Raw genomic sequence first — 19,736 nt, forward strand, 5'->3', positions numbered from 1 at the left:
TTGACCGCAATCGCAGGGCGAGCCCACAAGTCGGCTGCCGCGTGCCGGACGCGGTCGATACGGACCGCGCATGCGCTCGCCCCTCGCCCTCACGCTCCTGCTCGCCCTGTCGGGGGCGGCTCTGGCCCAGCAACCGGCGGATCCGGGGGGCGCGGCTCCATCCGCCCCGGGGCGCCCGCATCGGGCACAGGGCCGGCCTCCCCAGCAGCCGAACCAGCCGATCATGGTCTACGACGCCCGCATCGAGGCCGGCGACCTGCGGGTCTCGGGCTCGGTCCGCAAGCCCGGCGCCATCGTGGTGCTGGACGACGACATCTCGATCCAGGCCGACCGGCGCGGCCGGTTCGTGTTCCGCGTGCCCTACCGGCCCGCGACCTGCGTGGTGACGCTGAAATCCGAGCCGGACGAGCGCGAGGCGGTGGTGGCGAACTGCGCCCCCGAGGGCCCCCCGGGCCCGCCCGGCCCCCAGGGCGCCGCCGGGCCGCCCGGCGAGCCGGGGGCCAAGGGTGATCCAGGTCCCCAGGGTGAGACGGGTCCCAAGGGAGATGCCGGTCCCAAAGGGGAAGCAGGTCCCAAGGGGGAAGCAGGTCCCAAGGGCGAGGCCGGCCCTCAGGGTCCGGCCGGTCCGCAGGGCGCCCCCGGCCCGAAGGGCGAGCCAGGCGAGAGGGGGGCTCCGGGCCTTCAGGGCATTCCGGGACCGCGGGGTCAGGCCGGTCCGGCGGGCGGGACGGGGGTGCGGGGCGAGGCCGGCGCGTCCGCCGCCCTGCGGCCGGTGCGCAAATCCGGCTGCGCGGGCGGCTGCACCGTGACCTGCGAGGCCGGCGAGACGCTGGTCACCGCCCATTGCCTCAAGGCCGGCACGCCGAGCTATGACGGGGAGGGCGCCGCCTGCCCGGCAGAGGCGGCGGGGATCGTGGGCTTCTGCACGCGGCCATAGATCACCGACCTCAGCCGCCGGTCTCGGCCAGCCAGTCGAGCATCCCGGCGGCGGCCGCCCGGCCGCCCGCGATGGCGCCCTGGAGCAGGTAGCCGCCGGTCGGGGCCTCCCAGTCGAGCATCTCGCCGGCCAGGAACAGGCCGGGATGGGCGCGTAGCATCGACCGCCCGTCGATCGCGTCGAGCCGGACCCCGCCCGCCGTCGAGATCGCCCGCTCGATCGGCACCGGGGCCGTGAGGGTCAGCGGCGCGGCCTTGATCAGCCCGGCGAGCGCTCCGGGATCGGCCGGGAGTGTGGCGTCGGCCGCCTCGCGCAGGAGGCTAGCCGCCACGGGCGGGAGCCCCGCGGCCTTGCGCAGCCGGGTCGCGACCGAGTCCCCGGGCCGGGCGCCGGACAGGCGGCGGGCGAGGGCGTCCTGGGTCAGGTCGGGGCGCAGATCGATGACGAGCTCGGCGCTGCCCCGGGCGGCGATCGCCTCGCGCAGGGTGCGGGACAGGGCGTAGACCGCGCCGCCCTCGAGGCCGTCTTGCGTGATCACGGCCTCGCCCCGCGCGCTGGCGCCGTCGCAGGCCAGCGCGATCCGCTTCAGCGGCGCGCCGGCGAAGCGCTGCCGGAACAGGTCGGACCACGCCACCGCGAAGCCGACATTGGCCGGGCGCAGGGGCGCCACCGCCACGCCGAGCCCTTCGAGGAGCGGCACCCAGCGCCCGTCCGAGCCGAGCCGCGGCCAGCTCGCCCCGCCGAGCGCCAGCAGGGTCGCCCGGGGCCGGATCTCAAGGGGGCCGTCCGGGGTCTCGAACGTCAGCGCCGCACCCAGGGCCGTGAGCCGGTGCCGGGTCCGGAACCGGACGCCGAGGCGTTCGAGCCGCGCCAGCCATCCCCGCAACAGGGGCGAGGCCTTGAAGCTCCGCGGGAAGACGCGCCCGCTCGATCCGACGAAGGTCGGCTCGCCGAGCTCCGCGCACCAGTCCCGCAGGGCCTCGGGCGGGAAGGCCGCGATGGCGGCGTCGAGGTATCCCGGCGGATGGTAGCGGGCGAGGAAGTCCGGCCGCGTCTCGCTGTGCGTGATGTTGAGTCCACCCCGCCCGGCGATCAGCAGCTTGCGGGCGACCGAGGGCATACGCTCGTAGACCGTGACCGCGCAGCCGGCCTCGCCCAGCACCTCGGCCGCGGCGAGCCCGGCCGGCCCGCCGCCCACGATGGCGATCTCGTCCCTGTCCTGCGGCATCCGCCCGGAGAGCGGCAGGCAGGCCGGTCCTGTCAAGGGCGGGACCGTGGCGAGCGGGCTGACGTGGAAGCCGCTTCGCGGCGCGTCCCGCGCCGGCTCCCGGATCGCATTCCGCTGGCGCTGCATGCGCCCGGGACAGGGAAGCGTTTCCTTCGGCACCACCCCTGTCCCGGACAGGTGAAGCGACAGCGGAATCTGATCTGGGCCTTAGCACGGGACTCGCGGCGAAGCGGCTCCGTATCAGCGGAACCCGGACCCGCAGAACAAAATTCTCCTTCATCCCGAAGCTGCCGCACGCGACGCGCCAGGCTCGGCCGCGCCCACCCCGAACCGCAGAGGCTCAGACACGTGGCCAGCCCCGCCGCCATCACCGGGAGTCCGAGCATCCCCGCCGCGCAGGCCCAGCTCGGCCAGGCTGAGATCCGCGCAATCGTCTACGGCCTCATGACCGCGATGCTGCTCGCGGCCCTCGACCAGACCATCGTGGCGACCGCGATGCCGACCATCGGGCTGGCTCTGGGCGACGCCGCCAACCTCCCCTGGATCGTCACCGCCTACCTGCTGGCCTCCACGGCGGTGACGCCGCTCTACGGCAAGCTCTCCGACATCCACGGTCGGCGGATCATGCTGCTGATCGCCATCACGACCTTCGTGATCGGCTCGGTCGCCTGTGCGCTCGCCCCCTCGATGGTGGCCCTCGCGCTGGCCCGGGGCCTCCAGGGGATCGGCGGCGGCGGGCTGATCGCGCTGTCGCAGACGATCCTCGCCGACATCATGTCGCCTAAGGAGCGGGCGCGCTATCAGGTGGTGATCGCGGGGGTGTTCGTGGCGGCCTCGGTGGCGGGGCCGCTGCTCGGCGGCTTCTTCGCCCAGCACCTGCACTGGTCGCTGATCTTCTGGATCAACCTGCCGATCGGCTGCCTCGCCTTCGCGCTGACGAACGCCAATCTGAAGCGCCTGCCGCGCCACGAGCGCCGCCACCGGCTGGACTGGCCCGGGGCCGCCCTGATGGTCTTAAGCTCGATCGCCCTGCTGCTCGCCCTGAGCTGGGGCGGCGTGCGCTATCCCTGGGGTTCGGCGCCGGTGCTGGGCCTCCTCGCCCTGGCCCTCGTGCTCGGCGGCGGTTTCGCGGCCCGGCTCGCGACGGCGCCGGAGCCGCTGATCCCCACCGAGGTGCTGCGCAACCAAGTGGTCTACAGCGCGACGCTCGCCGCCTGCTTCGCCATGGGCACCTTCATCGGGCTCACCATCTACGTGCCGATCTTCCTCGAAGGGGTGATCGGCCTCTCGGCGAGCGAGTCCGGCGTGGCTTTGGTGCCGCTGATGGTCGGCACCGTGACGGGCGCCACCCTGTCGGGCCGGTCGATGATCTACTTCCGGCACTACAAGCGGGTGCCGCTCGCCATGATGTGCGTCAGCCTCGCCTGTTGCGCCGTCATCGCGTGGCGGGGCCACGCGCTGCCCTTCTGGCTGATGGAGGCGCTGTTCGCGCTGCTCTCCATGGGGATCGGGACGATCCTGCCGCTCTCGACCATCGCGATCCAGAACGCGGTGGCGCGCCACCAGCTCGGCATCGCCACGGCCTCCATGAACTTCTTCCGGTCGCTGGGCGGCGCGCTGATCGTGGCGGCCTTCGGCACGATCGTGCTCGGCGGCGCCTCGGGCGGAGCAGAAGGGCACGACGTGGAGAGCCTGATCCGCGGCGCCGATCCGGCGCAGCTCGCCCTGACCTTCCGGTTCGTGTTCGGGGCGGCCTGCCTCGGGCTGCTCGCCGCCTTCGCGTTCCTGGCGCTGATGGAGGAGCGGCCGCTGGGTGGGCAGGGCACGCCGAGGATGAGCGGCGCGCCGGAGACGCCGCAGGGCTGATCAGACCTTGAGCGAAGCGTGGCCGCGCGCCTGCCCTTGATTCGCCCGGATCACCGCTTACCTCGACCCCATCGGCTGCGGGCCCCTCTGGCGGGCGCTTCCCAGCGCCCGTGATGTCGGAGCCGATGCTTTCCATTCGGAATCAGCATCAGGTCCCGCGCATGATGGACGTTCTCACCATCGCATGGCTCGGCAAGCCGTTGTGGATGTGGCTCGGCTTCCACGTCCTGATCGCCTGCCTGCTCGCCTTCGACCTCGGCCTCCTGCACCGCGACAAGGAGCACGAGATCGGCGTCCGGGAGAGCTTGGCTCTCACCGGCTTCTATCTCAGCCTCGGCCTCGCCTTCGGCGGCTGGATCTGGTGGTATCTCGGGCCCCAGGCCGGCGAGGAATACGTCACCGGCCTCGTGGTCGAGAAGTCGCTGTCGATGGACAACGTCTTCGTCATCGCGATGATCCTCACCGCCTTGGGCGTGCCGCGGGTCGCCCAGCACCGGGTCCTGCTCTGGGGCATCCTAGCGGCGGTGCTGCTGCGCGGCCTGATGATCGGCCTCGGCGCCGCCCTGGTGCATCAGGTGCACTGGGTGCTCTCGCTGTTTGCCGCCTTCCTGATCTATGCCGGCCTGAAGATCCTGATCTCGGGCGACGAGAACGAGGGCGACTTCCAGAACAGCGCCGTGGTGCGCTGGTTCAAGCGGACCTTCCGGGTCACCCCCGACCTGCACGGCCAGCGCTTCGTCATCCGCAAGACCAACCCGAAAACCGGCAAGGTGGCCCTGTGGTTCACGCCGCTGGCGCTCGCCCTGGTGCTGGTCAACGGCGCCGACGTCATCTTCGCGGTCGACAGCGTGCCGGCGATCTTCGCGATCACCACCGACACCTTCGTGGTCTACACCTCCAACATCTTCGCGATCTTAGGCCTGCGCGCCCTCTATTTCGCGCTCGCCGCGATGGTGGACCGGTTCGCCTATCTCAAGACGGCGCTCGCCTTCATCCTGATCTTCATCGGAACCAAGATCGTGGTCGCCGACACGTTCGGGCTGATCGCGGTCCCGCCCTGGGTCTCGCTGGTGGTGACGCTCACCTTCCTGGCGGCGGGCGTCGCCTACAGCCTGTGGCGGACCCGCACCGACGCGCCGGCGCTCCCGGAGGAGCCCGGGCATCCGCACGGCGCGCGCGCGCACCGGGCCTGAGCACCCGTCAGCCCTGCGCCGGCAGGGCGGCGATCAGGTCGCGCAGGGTGGTGATGGTCGAGGCGTCGGCCACGCCGTCCACCCGCGCCTGCCGGAAATGGCGCTGGAACGCGGTGACCACAGCCCGGGTGCGCGCGTCGAACAGCCCGGTGACCGGCAGGTCGTAACCGTAGAGGGCGAACATCGCCTGCAGCGCCTCCACCGGCTGACCGGCATCGCCCTGGGCGAAGAAGCGGCCGTCCCGCAGGGTCGCGGGCGGCACATGATGGCCGATGCCCGCCGCCGCGAGGCGCTCCCACGGAAACGTCTCGCCGGGATCCTCCTTGCGCTCGGGGGCGATGTCGGAATGGGCGAGCACCCGCTCCGGCGGGATCGGCCAGCGCCCAAGAATGTCCCGGGCCAGCGCGATCACCGCATCGACCTGCACCGCGGGGTAGGGCGGCAGCCCGCCGGCATGGCCCGGATGGACGATCTCGATCCCGATGGACCGGGAATTGATGTCGGTCTCGCCCTTCCAGGTGCCCACACCCGCGTGCCAGGCCCGGCGCGCCTCCGGCACCAGCTGGACGATGCCGCCATCCTCGAACACGAGGTAATGGGCCGAGACCTCGCTCAGCGGATCGCGCAGCCGCGCCAGGGCGGCGGCCCCGCTCTCCATGCCGGTATAGTGCAGGATCAGCATGTCGGGCCGCCCCTTTCGGCGCTCGCCGTGGTTCGGCGAGGGGGCGACGCGGCGGGCGAGGGGGCTGTCTGGGGTCAGCGTCATGGCGCGCTTGTGCCATGGCTGGGGCCGCAACGCACCGGATCGCGCAGATCGGCCGTTGACGGCGTTCGAACGATGCACGCAGATGAAGTCCGGAAGCGGAAACCGCCGATGGCCGATCCAAAACCCAACACGACACCGCGGCGCATCGGCGTGCGCGCGTTCCGCGGAAATCTCGACGCCATCCTTCGGGAGGCCCGGGCGGGCGCCGCGTTCCTCGTGACCGAGCGGGGGGAGATCCTGGCCGAGATCCGCCCACCCGCGCAGGCTCCCCGCGTCGCCCGCAAGCCCGGCGCGCTCCGCGGCCGAATCCACATGGCGCCCGATTTCGACACGCTGCCGCCGGATGTGCTGGCGGCGATGTATGGCCAGGAGCCTTGAAGCTCCTCCTCGACACGCATGCCCTGCTCTGGTGGCTGGGCGATGAGGCGCGCCTCGGTCAACACGCGCGGAGTCGGATCTCGGATCCCGGCAACACCGTGCTGATCAGTGTCGCGTCGCTCTGGGAGATCGTCGTCAAGGTGCGGGTCGGCAAGCTTCAGGCCGACATCGCGGAGATCGAGGAGGCCATCGCACGGGACGACTTCCTTAGGCTCGACATCCGACCTTCGCATCTCGCGGTGCTGAGCGGACTGCCGAAGCATCCCGATCATCGTGACCCGTTCGATCATCTGCTCATCGCCCAGGCGATCAGCGAGGATGCCACCTTCGTGTCCGAGGATCCGCACGCGGCCCGCTATGCGGTACACGTCCTGAGTTGCTCGGATCCGGCGGCGTGAGGTGGCTCACCGCAACCCGCGCTCCGCCACGATCCGATCGTAGGCGGCGTTGATCGCGGCGAGCCGCCGGGTCGCGATCGCCACTGCCTCCGTGGGCAGGCCGCGGGCCAGCGCCCGGTCGGGGTGATGCTCGGCCACGAGCGCCCGGTGGCGCGCCTTCAGGGCCGCGTCATCGGCGTCCCGGTCGAGCCCGAGGACAGCGTAGGGATCGTCCGGCAGACGCACGTGCCGGGCGGCGATGCGCTGGAACGCGGCCTCGTCGAAGCCGAAGATGCCGGAGACCGAGCGGAGATAGCGTTCCTCCGCCTCGTGGAGCGCCCCGTCGGCGCCCGCGATCTGGAACAGGCCGTCGAGCACGTCCTCGAGCAGGGCCGGCTCGTCGCCGAAGGTCGTGGCGAGCTGGCGCGCATAGGCCTCGAAGCCGTTGGTGGTCCGCTTGGCGAGATCGAACAGGCGCTCGACCCCCGGCCGCGCCGAGGGCTCCACCTGCACGACCCGGCCGAAGGCCTCGACCTCGGAGGGGAGCACGACACCGTCGGACTTGGCCATCTTGGCGGCCAAAGCCACGAGGCCGGTGGTGAACACCACGTCGCGCGGCGTCCGGCCGAAGGGCGCGCCGACCCGGTCCATCAGGAGATGGCCCGCGACGCCGCCGATCAGCGCCCCGAGGGGGCCGCCGATCGCGAGGCCGATGCCGGCCCCGCCGATCTTGCCCCACACCCCGTGCGATTCGGCCGCCGTCATGGGCGACCCGGTTCAGGGGCGAAACGTGGACGCGGTACGATCATCGCGGGCGGCTTTTCGTCCGGCACCGGGACGCCCCGGCCGAGCGCCGGGATAACCGCTCCTCAGAGCCCGCGGAAGGGCCGGGACGCAGCCCGGCCCCGCTTTGGCTCAGCGGCAGTAGATGTTGCCGTAGGCGTCGCGGTAGGTGCCGTAGGGGCAGCGCGGCGCGGTCGAGGCGCCCACGATGGCACCGCCGGCGCCGCCGATCGCCGCGCCGGCCAGCGCACCGCCCGCGCGGCCCGTCGCGGCCGCGCCGATCGCCGCGCCGGTGAGCGCGCCGAGGCCGGCGCCGCCGAGCGCCCGGTCCTCAGGCGTGTTGCAGGCGCCGAGCGACAGGGCGGCGATGGTGGCGAGGGCGGCGGCAGTGAGCTTCTTCATGGTCCCCAGAACTCCCTTGTGCATCCGGTCCGGCCGATGGCCGTGATCGTGGCGGATCGCCCCGAGCTTAGCAGTTATGCAATAGCGACCCTACGGCTAAGGTTCCACCCGCGCGGGACCGGAGTTGCGCCCGGTTCCCCTCTCGCCCTATGCCTCGCCCCTCATGGCGGCGCTCCGGCCGGGGGCCGTGGCAACATGTCCGAGGGTCTGTTCTCATGTCGACGCCCATGCCTACCCCCATGCCTACCCCCATGCCGACTTCCCTGCCGAAAGCCACCACGATCGTCCGCCGGGCCGCGGTGCGGGCCGACCGCGTCGCCGACACGGTGAGCCTCGACCATGAGGGCCGGTCCGCGCTTCCCGAGAGTCTGACCGCCGAGGGTGGCCTCAGCTTCACGGTGGCGCTCACCAAGGCCGCGAGCCTCGACGACGGCGACGCCTTGCGCCTCGACGACGGCCGGCTCGTCGCCGTGCGGGCCGCCCCCCAGGATCTGTACGAAGTGCGGGCCGAGAATCCGGCCCGTCTGATGCGCCTCGCCTGGCAGCTCGGCAGCAACCACGTGCCCGCCGAGATCGCCGCGGACGCGCTCTACATCCCGGCGACCGCCGCCGCAGCCGAGCTGGTGCGCGGTCAGGGCTGCCTCGCGAGCCCGGTCTCACGATCCTTCCGGCCCGAGCGCGCGGCCCACGATCACAGCACCTGCGGCCATGATCACGGGCATGCGCACGGACACGATCACCACGGGCATGACCACGAAGCCCATGATCACGGTCATGCCCATGCTCATGGGCACGACCATCAGCACCACGGTCACACACACGATCACGGCCATGACCACGGCCATGACCACGGTCACGTGCATGGCCCGGGTTGCGGACACGATCATTAGAGCCGCGCCCAAGCGCCCCGTGCCAAGCGCCCCGTGCCAAGCGCAACCTGCAAAGCGCACCGTGATCGGTCGCGGCCCTGAGCCCTTGTCGTGACGCGCCTCCTTGCGCCGCACCGGATCCACCTTGGCGGAGCGCGTTCCAGAGGCACGCCGCGGCGGGACGATGCGGCGCGCAGCGCCAGCGCGTCGAAACCCAGGGCCGGGAACAAGGCCCGATCGGGCGCCGCTCGTGCCTCGCGCGGCCCGCAAGGGGCTCGGCGGCGTGCCGGCCTCGGCGCGATCAAGGGGCAGTATTCCGAAATCAGCCTCCGTCATAAACTCCGCATAACTCACAGGATCGCGCGCATAAATCGAGCTTCGACCGCAATGTAAGGCTCAGTCCGCCGTATATTTTGCTGATATTTGCTCAATGTGCTCTTGCCTGAACTGTTGCCGTTCAATCACAGCGTCGATCACGCCCCGTTGTTACATCCGCTCCAGGTTCTTACTCTTGGAACGGCCCACATGAACAAGGTTATCGTCTCCGCAGCGGCCTTCGCGAGCTTGACGGTCGCGGCTTCGGCCGCCGATCTGCCCCGCCGCGCGCTCCCGCCTGCGCCGATCCCCGTGCCGATCTTCACCTGGACGGGCGCGTATTTCGGCATCAACGCCGGCTACATCACGACGACCCGCGACACGGTGCAGACGGCGGGCGTCTTCCGGCGCAACGACGGCGTCAGCGTCGGGAACCGCCCGGCGGCCCTGCCGCTGCCGCAGGACGGCTTCACCGGCGGCGGGCAGCTCGGCTACAATTATCAGTTCACCCCCGGCTCCGGCTTCGTGGTCGGTGCCGAGGCCGACGCCAATTACACGGACCTGAACCGCACCCGCGGCGGCGTCGGCCAACGCGGCGGCATCAGCACCTATCGGCAGGCGGGCGACTTCCTGGGCACCGTGCGCGGCCGCGTCGGCTACGCCTTCGATCGCGTCCTGGTCTACGGAACCGGCGGCTTCGCCTACGCCTCCGTCAAGGACCGGGCCACCTTCCAGGCGCCCCAGGGGGATCCCACCTTCTTCGGAAGCCGTGCGCGCGTCGATACCGGCTACGCGGTTGGCGGCGGCATCGAATACGCCCTGCCGACCGACTCGTTCGTGAACGTCTTCCATTCGAACGCGGTCACGGTGAAGGCCGAGGCGCTGTATTACGACCTCGGCCGCAGCACGCTGCTGCTGCCGGCGGTCGGCCGCGGCCAGGGCGCCTACGTCACGCGCTTCCAGAACGAGGGTGTGCTCGGCCGCGTGGGCCTGAACTACAAGTTCGGCAGCTGAGCCGCAGCGCGCCGGAGCGGAGACGACCCGGCGCCGTACGGCGATCTTCCAGCAGCCCTCGCCCGGGCTGCCCAGCCCCGATCCGATCGAACGTCCCGGGACTCCTCACCCGGGACGTTTCGCGTTCCTGGATCCGGGCTGGCGGCGCCGCTTCAGAGGCGCTTCGGCACGGGCCGCCGGCAGTAGGCGCGCGCCTCCTCCGGCGCGAGGCCATCCTGCGCCGAGACGCACTGGTCGAGCGTCAGCCCGATGCTGGCCGCATAGGTCTCGTTCGGCGACAGCGCGTCGCGGGCGAGATTGGCCAGGTAGATCAGGAAGGCAGCGACCGCGAGCAGCGCGAGCACGACCAGGGCGCGATTCACCATCACGGCCGAGCGCCGTCATCGCGCCACGAGCCAAACCGGCCGGTCACGGGAAGCCCGCGAGCAGGAGCGCCAGCACGAGCAGCACGAGCCCCGCACCGATCAGCGCGCCGGCGGTCCCGTCGGAGCCGCGTCGCCCGGAGCGACCGAGGCCGATCACCGGTCATGGTCCGCAAGCGCACGCCGCAGCGGGCTCATTGCAGCAGACCCCAGAGGCCGGTGGCCACGCCGAAGGTGAGCGAGAGCATCGCGGCGCAGAGCAGGACTCGGTCGATCACGCGAGCCGCCGGATCGTCAGGCTGCAATTCAATCATCGTGGTGCCTCCTTGGCTCCAAGACTGATCCGCCCCTGTTGCTGACCTGTGTCGGCAGCGAGCGCGGCCCACATTCCGCGCTCCGGTCCGGCACCGGATCCGCGCCCCGCCGGACCGGCCGCGGCGACGCGGCCCGGAACACCCCGGAGTTCCCACCGTTGGACCGGCATTCCAACCGGAGACCACGCGTGACCACGGATCCGCTGCAAAAATATCCCCGCCCGCCCTTCCCGGCACAGCCGCAGAGCTTCCCCGGCAAGACCGGCCGGATGGAGCCGGAGCCCGATCACGGCGAGGCGAGCTACACCGGGTCCGGCAAGCTCGCCGGGCGGGCGGCGCTGATCACCGGCGGCGACAGCGGGATCGGCCGCGCCGTCGCGATCGCGTTCGCCCGGGAGGGGGCGGATGTCGCGATCTCCTACCTGCCGGAGGAGCAGGCGGATGCCGAGGCGGTCGGCCAATGGATCGAGAAGGCGGGACGGCGCGCCCTGCTCCTGCCCGGCGACCTCAAGGACGCCGCCTACGGGCGCCAGATCGTCGCCCGGACCGTGGAGACGTTCGGGCGCCTCGACGTGCTGGTCAACAACGGCGCGTTCCAGCAGCCCAACCAGGGCCTCGACGCCATCGAGGACACCATCTTCGAGGATCACTTCCGCACGAACGTGTTCGGGCCGTTCTACGTGACCAAGGCGGCGCTCCCGCACCTGAAGCCGGGTGCCTCGGTGATCTTCACCTCGTCGGTCAACTCGAAGCACCCGATGCCGACGCTCATGGCCTACAGCGCCACCAAGGGCGCCCTCAGCAACATGGTGCTGAGCCTCGCGCAGCTGCTGGCCGAGAAGGGGGTGCGCGTGAACGGCGTGCTGCCCGGGCCGATCTGGACCCCGTTCATCCCCTCCGGGATGAGCCAGGACGCGGTGACGTCGTTCGGCAGCCAAGTGCCGTTCGGGCGCCCCGGCCAACCGGCCGAGCTCGCCTCGGCCTACGTGATGCTGGCCTCGGACGAGAGCAGCTACACCTCGGGGGCGCTCGTCACGGTGGCGGGGGCGATGCCGGTGCTCTGAGACGGACGGGGCCGGGCACGGCGCGTCCGCCCGGCCTGAGGGGGCGAGCAGGCGGCGGGCCACCGGCGCCCCCCTCTCCCGGTTCAGGCGGCACGCACCGCGGTGAGGAAGCGCAGAACCTCGGCGCGCAACGCCTCGGCGCTGCGGCAGACGTCGGCGGCGGCCGATCCGACATCGCCGGCCACGCGGCGCGTCGCCTCGGCCGCCGCCGAGGCCGAGACCACGTTCTGGCTCACGGCCCCGGTCCCCTGCGAGGCCGCATCGACGTTCTGGGAGATGTGCCCGGTGGCGAAGCGCTGCTGCTCGACGGCCGCCGCAATCGCACTTGAAATGGTGTTCATCAGATCGACCGTCTCGCCGATCGATCGAACCGCCGCGACCGCCTCCGTCGTTTCTCCCTGGATCGCGTCGATCTGCGCGGTGATCTCTTCGGTAGCCCTGGCGGTCTGGCCGGCCAGTCCCTTCACCTCGGCCGCCACCACGGCGAAGCCGCGGCCCGCCTCGCCCGCCCGGGCCGCCTCGATCGTGGCGTTGAGCGCCAGCAGGTTCGTCTGCTCGGCGATGGCCGAGATGATCCGCACGACCTCGCCGATCCTCTCCGCCGCCCCGGCCAGACCGCGGATCTGCCGGTCGGTTCGCTCCGCCTCGCTGACGGCCTGTTCGGCAATCTCGGCCGACTTGGTGACCTGCCCGCCGATCTCCCCGATCGAGGCCGACAGCTCTTCGGTCGCCGCGGCCACGGTCTGCACGTTGGCGGCCGCCTCCTGGGCGGCGTCGGCCGCCGATCCGGCCCGCTGCGCCGCCTCCACGGCGGTCTCCGACATCGCCCGGCAGGCTTCGCGCATCCCGGCCGCGGCGCCGTCCACCTGCTGCAGGAGCGCACTCGCGGTGTGGTCGAAGCTTCGCGTCAGGTCCTCCATCCGGTGCGCGCGTGCCTCGCGCTCGGCCCGCTCGGCCAGCTGGCCGGCGGCGAGGGTTCGCTCCTTCGCCATGCTGTCGCGGAACACCCCCGCCGCCGCGGCCAACTGACCGATCTCGTCGCGTCGGCCCAATCCCGGGATTGCGGTCGCGATCTCACCCTCGGCGAGCCTGCGCATGGCCTTGGTGAGGGCGCTCAGCGGCGTGGTGATGCTGCGGACGACCAGGATCCCGGCCGCCGCGATCCCGAGGAACAGCGGCACCAGCCAGTACAGGGACTGGATCATCCGCCGGCGGCTCGCCGCGTAGACGTCATCGACGTAGAGCGCCGCGTTGATGGACCATTGCCACGGCGCGAAGGCCAGGGAATAGCCCACCTTGGGTGCGGGCTCCCCCTCGCCGAGCCGCGGCCAGCGATACTCGGTGAAGCCGCCCCCAGCCATGCCGTGCTCGATCATCTGGCCGACGAACGTCGCCCTCATCTGCTCATCGCTGCGGCTCTTCGTGCCCTCGATCTTGGGATCGGGATGGACGAAGTTGCGCCCGACATGGCCCGGGGCGGTGCCGTAGACGAAGACGTAGTCGTTGCCGTTGAACCGGATCGCCCGCAGGACATCGCCGGCCCGCTTTTTCGCCTCGTCCTGGGTCAGGGTCCCGGCCTCGGCCTGCTTGGCCAGGGCGACCACGATGCTGTGCGCCGCCTCGACCTGATTGCGGATGGCGGCCCGGCGGTCCTCCATCAGGAGACCTTCGACGGATCGGAACTCGACAGCCAAGATCGCCGCGAATGCCAGCAAGATCCCGCCCAGGATAAAGAATATTTTTTTACCGATCGTCATTCTTGGATATCCTTGAAACAAGGTTCCGATTTGTCTGAGATTTTCTCTTCTGTGATTCCACATATGCAGATTTCATATCTTGGCTTCAAGTCAATTTTCAAAATCCGAGAGAACGACCATCGATAGTCGAGCCAATTTACAAGCTTTCAACTTTCGCGCGCGCCGCCAAAAGGACTGGACGAGTCTACTGGAATTGCCATTCCAACTTCGAGTCTCGACTCGATCAGCGCGTCGCATCCCGGTCCGCCCCGGGGGAGCCGGGGCCGGTGAGGGGCGCTGTTCGCCCGGCCCCCTGCCGTGATATCGGTGCCACCAATCCCAACCCGCAGGACCACACCCGACGCAGGCGGCGCGCGGGACAACACGGATCTGGCACACGTGACCGCGACCGGCCTCTGCAGCGCACTTCCGGGCTGGCGCTTTAGCGTCGCCCCGATGATGGATTGGACGGATCGCCATTGCCGGGCGTTTCATCGGACGCTGTCCGCCCGCGCGCGGCTCTACACCGAGATGGTGACGACCGGCGCCGTGCTGCACGGGCCGCGCGAGCGGCTGCTCGGCTTCTCGGCGGTGGAGCACCCGGTCGCGGTCCAGCTCGGCGGGTCGGACCCGGCGGAACTGGCGCAGGCGGCGCGGATCGCCGCGGATTTCGGCTACGACGAGATCAACCTCAACGTCGGATGCCCGTCCGACCGGGTGCAGGAGGGCCGCTTCGGCGCCTGCCTCATGCGCGAGCCGGCCCTGGTGGCCGAATGCGTCGCCGCCATGAAGGCGGCGGTCGCCGTGCCGGTGACGGTGAAGTGCCGCATCGGGGTCGACGATCAGGACCCCGAGGCGGCCCTCGATGCCCTGACCGACGCCGTGGTTGCGGCCGGCGTCGATGGGCTGATCGTCCATGCCCGCAAGGCCTGGCTCCAGGGCCTCTCGCCCAAGGAGAACCGCGACGTGCCGCCGCTCGATTACGGCCGGGCCGCGCGGTTGAAGCGGCGGCTGACCGGCCTGCCGATCGCGGTCAACGGTGGCCTGCGCGATCTCGACGCCGTGCAGGCGCGCCTCGCCGAGGTCGACGGCGTCATGGTCGGGCGCGCCGCCTATACCGAGCCGGCGCTGCTGCTTAACGTCGATCCCGACCTGTTCGGCGTGCCCGCGCCGGCCTGCGACGCCTTCGCGGCGGTTGAGGCGTTCGAGCCCTACATCGCGTCTGTCCTGGCCGGCGGCGAGCGCCTGCACGCGGTCACCCGGCACATGCTGGGGCTGTTCAACGGCCGGCCCGGCGCCCGGGCCTACCGCCGCCACCTCTCGACGCACGGCATGCGGCCCGAAGCCGGGCTCGGCACACTGCGGGAGGCTGTCGCGCTCGTCTCCCGGGTGGCGCCCGAGGCGCGGGCCGCCTGAGCGGTCGCCTTACGGCGGGCTCAGGATCAGGCGGTCGCCGCGGACCTCGTAGCCCGAGAGCCGCGTCAGGAAGGTCTGGCCGAGGAGATTGGCGGAGAGCGCCCCGGGCTTGGCCACCATGGCGTTCACCCGCCGCTCGGTGATCGTGCCGACGCTGAGCGAATCCAGCTGGACCGGCGCCGCGTAGGTGATGCCGTTGGCGGTGGAGACCCGGGCCGTGAACTCGGACGTCGGGGGCGTGAGCCCAAGCGCTGCGGCGTTCTCGGCGGTCAGGACGACGCTGCTCGCGCCCGTGTCGAACAGGAATGGCTGCGGGCGGCCGTTGACCTCGGCCTCGACCCGGAAGTCGCCGTCGGCGCGCCGGACGATCGTGACGAGGCCGCCGGAGCCCGGGATCGCGGTTCCGGGCCGCACCGCGCCGAGCACCTGGGACGTCACGCCCTGGATCCGGTCGCGCTCGCTGTAGCCGATCACGAGGGCGAGGCCGATGAGCGCCCAGGCGAGCAGCGCCCGCAGATTCGCGCCGAGCCGTGCCGTGAACTGCCGCCAGAACCCGGCCACCACCAGGATCAGGATCATCCCCGTCCAGGCGAGGCTCACCAACTGATCGGGCCCGATCACCCCGCCGACGCTGTCGCTGCCGTCGCTGAGCACGAGGGCGACGAGGATCAGCGCGATCGCGCCGAGCCCGACATAGATCATGACGGCAGCGCCCCCTCCGGCGGGATCAGGCGGGCCGCGCGCATCCGGGCCTCCAGCCCCGCCATGACCGTGCGACGCTCGCCCTCCGACATCCCGCCCCAGGCGGCGATCTCGTCGCGGGTGCGGCCGCAGCCGCAGCAGAGCCCGGTGGCAGCATCGAGCACGCAGACCTTGGTGCAGGGCGAGGAGGGTTTTGGCGCGGGCGGCATCGCAAAATCTTGGCGGACGGATCGTGGCCGCGTGATGACCTTCACCGGTGCGCTAATTCGCCACCGCCGCCACCAGGGCCACGAGGGCGGCGATCTCGGCCACCTGCTGGCAGGCGCCGATCACGTCGCCGGTCTGGCCGCCGATCTTTTCCCGGGCCAGCCGGGTCAGGCCCCAGGACGCGAGGCCCGCGCACAGGATCATCAGCGTGACGCCACCGAGCGGCAGATCGAGGAGACACGCGGCCAGCGCCAGCGCCAGACCGAGTCCGAGGGCCGTGGTGAGGCTCGCCCGGCTGGGCCGTCCGACCGAGGCCGCGAGGCCGTCCGGCCGCGCCGGCGCCAGCAGCACCAGGGGGGCGAGGGCGGCGACCCGCGACAGGGCGGCCCCCAGGATCAGCGCGGTGACGGCGGCGTAGCCGGTGCGGTCGAGGAGCGTCGCCAGGGCGCCGATGCGCAGCGCCAGCGCCAGGACCAGCGCGGCCCCGCCATAGGCGCCGATCCGGCTGTCGCGCATGATCTCCAGGCGGCGCTCCCGGGTGGCGCCGCCGCCGAAGCCGTCGGCCACGTCGGCGAGCCCATCCTCGTGCAGCGCGCCGGTCGCCACCACCAGGGTCGCGACCGCGAGGGTCGCGGCCAGGAACGGCCCGAGCCCGATCCACCACGCCGCCGCCATCACCAGTCCGGCCGGCAGGGCGAGAACGAGGCCGGCCAGCGGCAGCATCCGGGGGAGGGTGGTGAAGTCGGGGCTGCGATGCGGGTCCGGCTCGCCGGGCAGTTGCGGCACCGGCAGGCGGGAGTAGAAGCGCAGGCACCCGGCGAGGTCGTAGAGGGCGCCGCGCCCGGGCCAGTCGGCCTCCCCGCCGGTCTGCCTGTCCATCGCGGTCTCCCGCATCGCCCGCCACCACGCTCGTATGGGGCGAGCCGGTCCAGTATACGCGGCCTGCTCCGGCTCCGCCTCCCCGTCCGCGGGCACCCACAGGAAATCATCGGCCCATGCCCGATCCAGGCCCGTTCGACGACATCCGCAACCTGCTGAAAGCCATGCCCGGCCCCGACCGGGACGCACAGGAGGCCGTTGCGGCCCGGGACGCGACCCTGACCAAGCCGGCGGGCTCCCTCGGGCGGCTGGAAAGTCTCGTGTCCTGGCTGGCGGCCTGGCAGGGCAAGGCGCCGCCGAGTTTCGACCGGCCGCTGGTCTGCGTCTTCGCCGGCAGCCACGGGGTGACGCGCCGGGGCGTCTCGGCCTTCCCGGACGCGGTCAACCGGCAGATGCTCGACAATTTCGCGGCCGGGGGCGCGGCGATCAACCAGATCTGCGCGGCCTACGGGCTCGGCTTCAAGGTGTTCGACCTCGCCCTCGACATGCCGACCGGCGACATCACGGAAGGGCCGGCCCTCGACGAGCGCGCGACGGTGGCCACCATGGCGTTCGGCATGGAGGCGGTGGCGGCGGGCACCGACTGCCTCGGCATCGGCGAGATGGGCATCGGCAACACCACGGTGGCGGCCGCCCTCTACGCCGCCCTGTTCGGCGGCGATCCCGCCCGCTGGGTCGGCCACGGCACGGGCGTCGATCGGGACGGGCTCGGACGGAAGGTCGCGGCCGTGGAGGCGGCGCTCGCCCACCATGCCGGACATCTCGACGACCCGCTCCAGGTTCTGGCGCGCCTCGGCGGCCGGGAGATCGCCGCCATGGCGGGGGCGATCCTGGCAGCCCGGCTGCAGCGGATCCCGGTGGTGATCGACGGCTACGTGGCGACTGCCGCGGCCGCCGTGCTGCACGCCGCCGATGCAAGCGCCCTCGACCATTGCCTCGCCGGCCACGTCTCGGCGGAGGGCGCCCACGCGGAGGTGCTGGAGCGGCTCGGCCTCGTGCCGCTGCTGGCGCTCGGCATGCGGCTCGGAGAGGCGTCCGGTGCCGGCATGGCGATGGGCCTGCTCAAGGGCGCGCTCGCCTGCCACACCGGCATGGCGACCTTCGCGCAGGCCGGGGTATCCGGAAAGCAGGGGGCGCCCACCGCTTGATCCGCCAGGGCGTCGCCTCATCGCGAAGGCCCCGGATTCCAAAGGATGAGTCCTTTGGCGGGTGCAGGGCAGAGCCCTGCAAAACAGCTCTCCAGCCCCGGAAGGGGCCGGAGAGCTGTTCGTCGGGGTTTCACCCCGACACCCCACCAAAGGGACCCGGTCCCTTTGGAATCCCCGGTCAGGCGGTCTTCTCGATGTTCCAGAAGAACTGGACCGGCGCCATGACCATGCCCTTGAGCTTCGTGCTGATGGCCATCGGCTGCTGCACGAGGCCCGCCGGGGCGTAGGGCACCACCGCGAAGGCCCGCTCCTCGATCTGCGCGGCCAGCGCCCTCTGGCGCGTCTCGTCGCTCGTGGCGATCCATTCGCTGCGCAGGCTCTCCAGGGTCGGATCGTCCGGCCAGCCGAACCACGCGGCCTGACCGTTGGCCCGGATCAGCGGGTGCAGGGCCGGGTTCAGCACGTCGGCGCCCGACCAGAGCGTGTGGAACACCGACCAGCCCCCGGCATCGACCGGCCCGCGGTTGCCGCGGCGGGCGATGAAGCTGCCCCAGTCGGTCGAGACCAGATCGACGTTCATCCCGAGCTGCTTCAGCAGATCCTGGGTCACCAGGGACTGGTTGTAGGCGATCGGCTGGTCGGCCGGGGCCAGCAGCACCACGCGCTCGCCCTTGTAGCCGGCCTTGGCCAGCATCGCCTTGGCCTTGGCGAGATCCTCCTGCATGGCGGCGGCCCCGCCCGCGCCGCTCGACATCGGCGAGCCCGGCGTGAAGAAGGTCTTGGCCTCCCGGTAGAAATCCGGGCTGCCGACCACCGCCTGCATGTAGTCGTCCTGCTTCATGGCCATCATCACGGCCCGCCGGATCTCGGGATTGTTGAACGGCGGCTGCGTGTGGTTGAACCGCATCAGCAGGATCAGCCCGAGCGGCACGTTGCGGATCTCGATCCCCGGCTTGTCCTTGAGGACGGGGATCAGGTCGATCGCCGGCTGCTCGTACCAGTCGACCGCCCCCTGGATCATCGCGCCGACCGCCGCCGAGGCCTCGGTGATGGCGAGCCACTCGATCCGGTCGACCTTAGCGACCTTGCCGCCGGCCGCCCAGGACGGCGCCTCCTCGCGCGGCCGGTAGCCGGCATGGCGGGTGTAGATCGCGTTTTGGCCCGGGATCCATTCCCGCGCCTCGAAGCGCCAGGGGCCGGAGCCCGTGGCGTCGGCGATCGGCTTGGACGCGTCCTGAAGCGCGACGCGCTCCGGCATGATGAACGGCACGTTGGACGACAGTTTGCCCAAAGCCGCCGGGAGCAGGGGGAACGGCTTCTTCAGGGCGATCGTGAAGGTCCGCACGTCCTCCTGGCCGTACGCCTCCACGAAGCCCGCCAGGGTCTGGCCGAACGCGTCCCGCTTGGACCAGCGCGCGATGGAGGCGATGCAGTCCTTGGCCTCGACGGGGGAGCCGTCGTGGAAGCTGAGGCCGTCGCGCAGATGGAAGGTCCAGCGCAGGCCGTCGGGCGCGGTCTGCCAGTCGCTCACCATCTGGGGCTGGATCCGGAAGTTCTCGTCGGTGGCGAACAGCGTGTCGTAGACGAGATAGCCGTGGTTGCGGATGACGTAGCTCGTGGCGACGATCGGATCGAGGGACGGCAAGGGCGTCGACGGGATGAAGCGCAGCACGCTGCCGCCGGCCTGGGCGCGGGACGGGCGGCCGATACCGGCGGCGACCGCCGAGGCGGTGCCCGCCAGGAACTGGCGGCGGTGGAGCGTCATCGCGGTCGACCCCTC

At 71.5% G+C, this 19,736-nt stretch carries 20 protein-coding genes; 10 read left to right on the top strand and 10 right to left on the bottom strand.

What is annotated here, in order from left to right:
• The first annotated feature begins 70 nt into the window (after positions 1-70).
• Positions 71-937: a collagen-like protein gene (locus tag FVE89_RS26030; RefSeq protein WP_161393045.1), complete on the top strand. Its 867-nt coding sequence runs from the start codon at positions 71-73 to the stop codon at positions 935-937.
• A 10-nt stretch (positions 938-947) separates the two neighbouring features.
• Here the strand turns inward: FVE89_RS26030 and FVE89_RS26035 are convergent, their stop codons facing one another.
• Entirely contained in the window at positions 948-2,165 is a 1,218-nt protein-coding gene (locus FVE89_RS26035; RefSeq protein ID WP_161393109.1) for a TIGR03862 family flavoprotein, read from the bottom strand.
• Positions 2,166-2,513: 348 nt separating this feature from the next.
• Between FVE89_RS26035 and FVE89_RS26040 the strand changes: the two genes are divergently transcribed.
• Both FVE89_RS26040 and FVE89_RS26045 read left to right on the top strand, forming a co-directional pair.
• Positions 2,514-4,031 (top strand): MDR family MFS transporter, encoded by a 1,518-nt coding sequence (locus FVE89_RS26040; RefSeq protein WP_342389476.1) that lies wholly within the window; start codon positions 2,514-2,516, stop codon positions 4,029-4,031.
• Positions 4,032-4,192: 161 nt separating this feature from the next.
• Positions 4,193-5,224, top strand: coding sequence for a TerC family protein (locus FVE89_RS26045; RefSeq protein WP_161393046.1), 1,032 nt, complete (start codon positions 4,193-4,195; stop codon positions 5,222-5,224).
• A 7-nt stretch (positions 5,225-5,231) separates the two neighbouring features.
• Here the strand turns inward: FVE89_RS26045 and FVE89_RS26050 are convergent, their stop codons facing one another.
• Positions 5,232-5,990 carry an N-acetylmuramoyl-L-alanine amidase gene (locus tag FVE89_RS26050; RefSeq protein ID WP_161393047.1) on the bottom strand — a complete coding sequence of 253 codons (759 nt, stop codon included), beginning with the start codon at positions 5,988-5,990 and terminating at the stop codon, positions 5,232-5,234.
• A 108-nt stretch (positions 5,991-6,098) separates the two neighbouring features.
• Here FVE89_RS26050 and FVE89_RS26055 point away from each other — a divergent pair, with 108 nt between their 5' ends.
• Both FVE89_RS26055 and FVE89_RS26060 read left to right on the top strand, forming a co-directional pair.
• Positions 6,099-6,368 (top strand): prevent-host-death protein, encoded by a 270-nt coding sequence (locus tag FVE89_RS26055; RefSeq protein WP_161393048.1) that lies wholly within the window; start codon positions 6,099-6,101, stop codon positions 6,366-6,368.
• The gene (locus FVE89_RS26060) at positions 6,365-6,766 is read left to right on the top strand and encodes a type II toxin-antitoxin system VapC family toxin (protein ID WP_161393049.1); all 402 of its coding nucleotides are present in this window, start codon (positions 6,365-6,367) and stop codon (positions 6,764-6,766) included. Before FVE89_RS26055 ends, FVE89_RS26060 begins: the two co-directional genes overlap by 4 nt.
• A gap of 6 nt (positions 6,767-6,772) precedes the next feature.
• Here FVE89_RS26060 and FVE89_RS26065 read toward each other — a convergent pair whose 3' ends face one another.
• The gene (locus FVE89_RS26065; protein WP_161393050.1) at positions 6,773-7,510 is read right to left on the bottom strand and encodes a TerB family tellurite resistance protein; all 738 of its coding nucleotides are present in this window, start codon (positions 7,508-7,510) and stop codon (positions 6,773-6,775) included.
• Positions 7,511-7,660: 150 nt separating this feature from the next.
• Positions 7,661-7,930 (bottom strand): hypothetical protein, encoded by a 270-nt coding sequence (locus FVE89_RS26070; protein ID WP_007560631.1) that lies wholly within the window; start codon positions 7,928-7,930, stop codon positions 7,661-7,663.
• A gap of 263 nt (positions 7,931-8,193) precedes the next feature.
• Between FVE89_RS26070 and FVE89_RS26075 the strand changes: the two genes are divergently transcribed.
• Entirely contained in the window at positions 8,194-8,820 is a 627-nt protein-coding gene (locus FVE89_RS26075; RefSeq protein ID WP_161393111.1) for an urease accessory protein UreE, read from the top strand.
• A gap of 504 nt (positions 8,821-9,324) precedes the next feature.
• Entirely contained in the window at positions 9,325-10,128 is an 804-nt protein-coding gene (locus FVE89_RS26080; protein WP_161393051.1) for a porin family protein, read from the top strand.
• Positions 10,129-10,280: 152 nt separating this feature from the next.
• Here FVE89_RS26080 and FVE89_RS26085 read toward each other — a convergent pair whose 3' ends face one another.
• Positions 10,281-10,493 (bottom strand): hypothetical protein, encoded by a 213-nt coding sequence (locus FVE89_RS26085; protein ID WP_161393112.1) that lies wholly within the window; start codon positions 10,491-10,493, stop codon positions 10,281-10,283.
• Positions 10,494-10,992: 499 nt separating this feature from the next.
• Between FVE89_RS26085 and FVE89_RS26090 the strand changes: the two genes are divergently transcribed.
• Entirely contained in the window at positions 10,993-11,868 is an 876-nt protein-coding gene (locus FVE89_RS26090) for an SDR family oxidoreductase (RefSeq protein WP_161393052.1), read from the top strand.
• A gap of 83 nt (positions 11,869-11,951) precedes the next feature.
• Here FVE89_RS26090 and FVE89_RS26095 read toward each other — a convergent pair whose 3' ends face one another.
• Complete coding sequence (locus FVE89_RS26095; RefSeq protein WP_246731175.1) at positions 11,952-13,583, bottom strand: cache domain-containing protein; 1,632 nt, start codon at positions 13,581-13,583, stop codon at positions 11,952-11,954.
• Between the two features lie 420 nt (positions 13,584-14,003).
• On the opposite strand from FVE89_RS26095, the gene dusA reads away from it, so the two are divergent.
• A complete protein-coding gene (gene dusA / locus FVE89_RS26100; protein ID WP_342389475.1) occupies positions 14,004-15,020 on the top strand; it encodes a tRNA dihydrouridine(20/20a) synthase DusA in 1,017 nt (338 codons plus the stop codon).
• Positions 15,021-15,029: 9 nt separating this feature from the next.
• On the opposite strand, the gene FVE89_RS26105 is transcribed toward dusA, so the two are convergent.
• From FVE89_RS26105 to cobS, 3 genes are read right to left on the bottom strand one after another with little or no spacing between them, the layout of a single operon-like run.
• The gene (locus FVE89_RS26105) at positions 15,030-15,722 is read right to left on the bottom strand and encodes a TIGR02281 family clan AA aspartic protease (protein ID WP_161393054.1); all 693 of its coding nucleotides are present in this window, start codon (positions 15,720-15,722) and stop codon (positions 15,030-15,032) included.
• Positions 15,719-15,931, bottom strand: coding sequence for a DUF1289 domain-containing protein (locus FVE89_RS26110; RefSeq protein ID WP_161393055.1), 213 nt, complete (start codon positions 15,929-15,931; stop codon positions 15,719-15,721). Before FVE89_RS26110 ends, FVE89_RS26105 begins: the two co-directional genes overlap by 4 nt.
• Positions 15,932-15,983: 52 nt before the next feature.
• A complete protein-coding gene (gene cobS, locus FVE89_RS26115; RefSeq protein ID WP_161393056.1) occupies positions 15,984-16,808 on the bottom strand; it encodes an adenosylcobinamide-GDP ribazoletransferase in 825 nt (274 codons plus the stop codon).
• Between the two features lie 116 nt (positions 16,809-16,924).
• Here cobS and cobT point away from each other — a divergent pair, with 116 nt between their 5' ends.
• The gene (gene cobT, locus FVE89_RS26120; protein ID WP_161393057.1) at positions 16,925-17,956 is read left to right on the top strand and encodes a nicotinate-nucleotide--dimethylbenzimidazole phosphoribosyltransferase; all 1,032 of its coding nucleotides are present in this window, start codon (positions 16,925-16,927) and stop codon (positions 17,954-17,956) included.
• 178 nt (positions 17,957-18,134) lie between these two features.
• Here cobT and FVE89_RS26125 read toward each other — a convergent pair whose 3' ends face one another.
• Positions 18,135-19,721, bottom strand: a complete 1,587-nt coding sequence (locus FVE89_RS26125; protein WP_161393058.1) for an ABC transporter substrate-binding protein — start codon at positions 19,719-19,721, stop codon at positions 18,135-18,137.
• Between the last annotated feature and the right edge of the window lie 15 nt (positions 19,722-19,736).

The organism is Methylobacterium sp. 2A, from assembly GCF_009806555.1.
GTDB lineage: Bacteria > Pseudomonadota > Alphaproteobacteria > Rhizobiales > Beijerinckiaceae > Methylobacterium.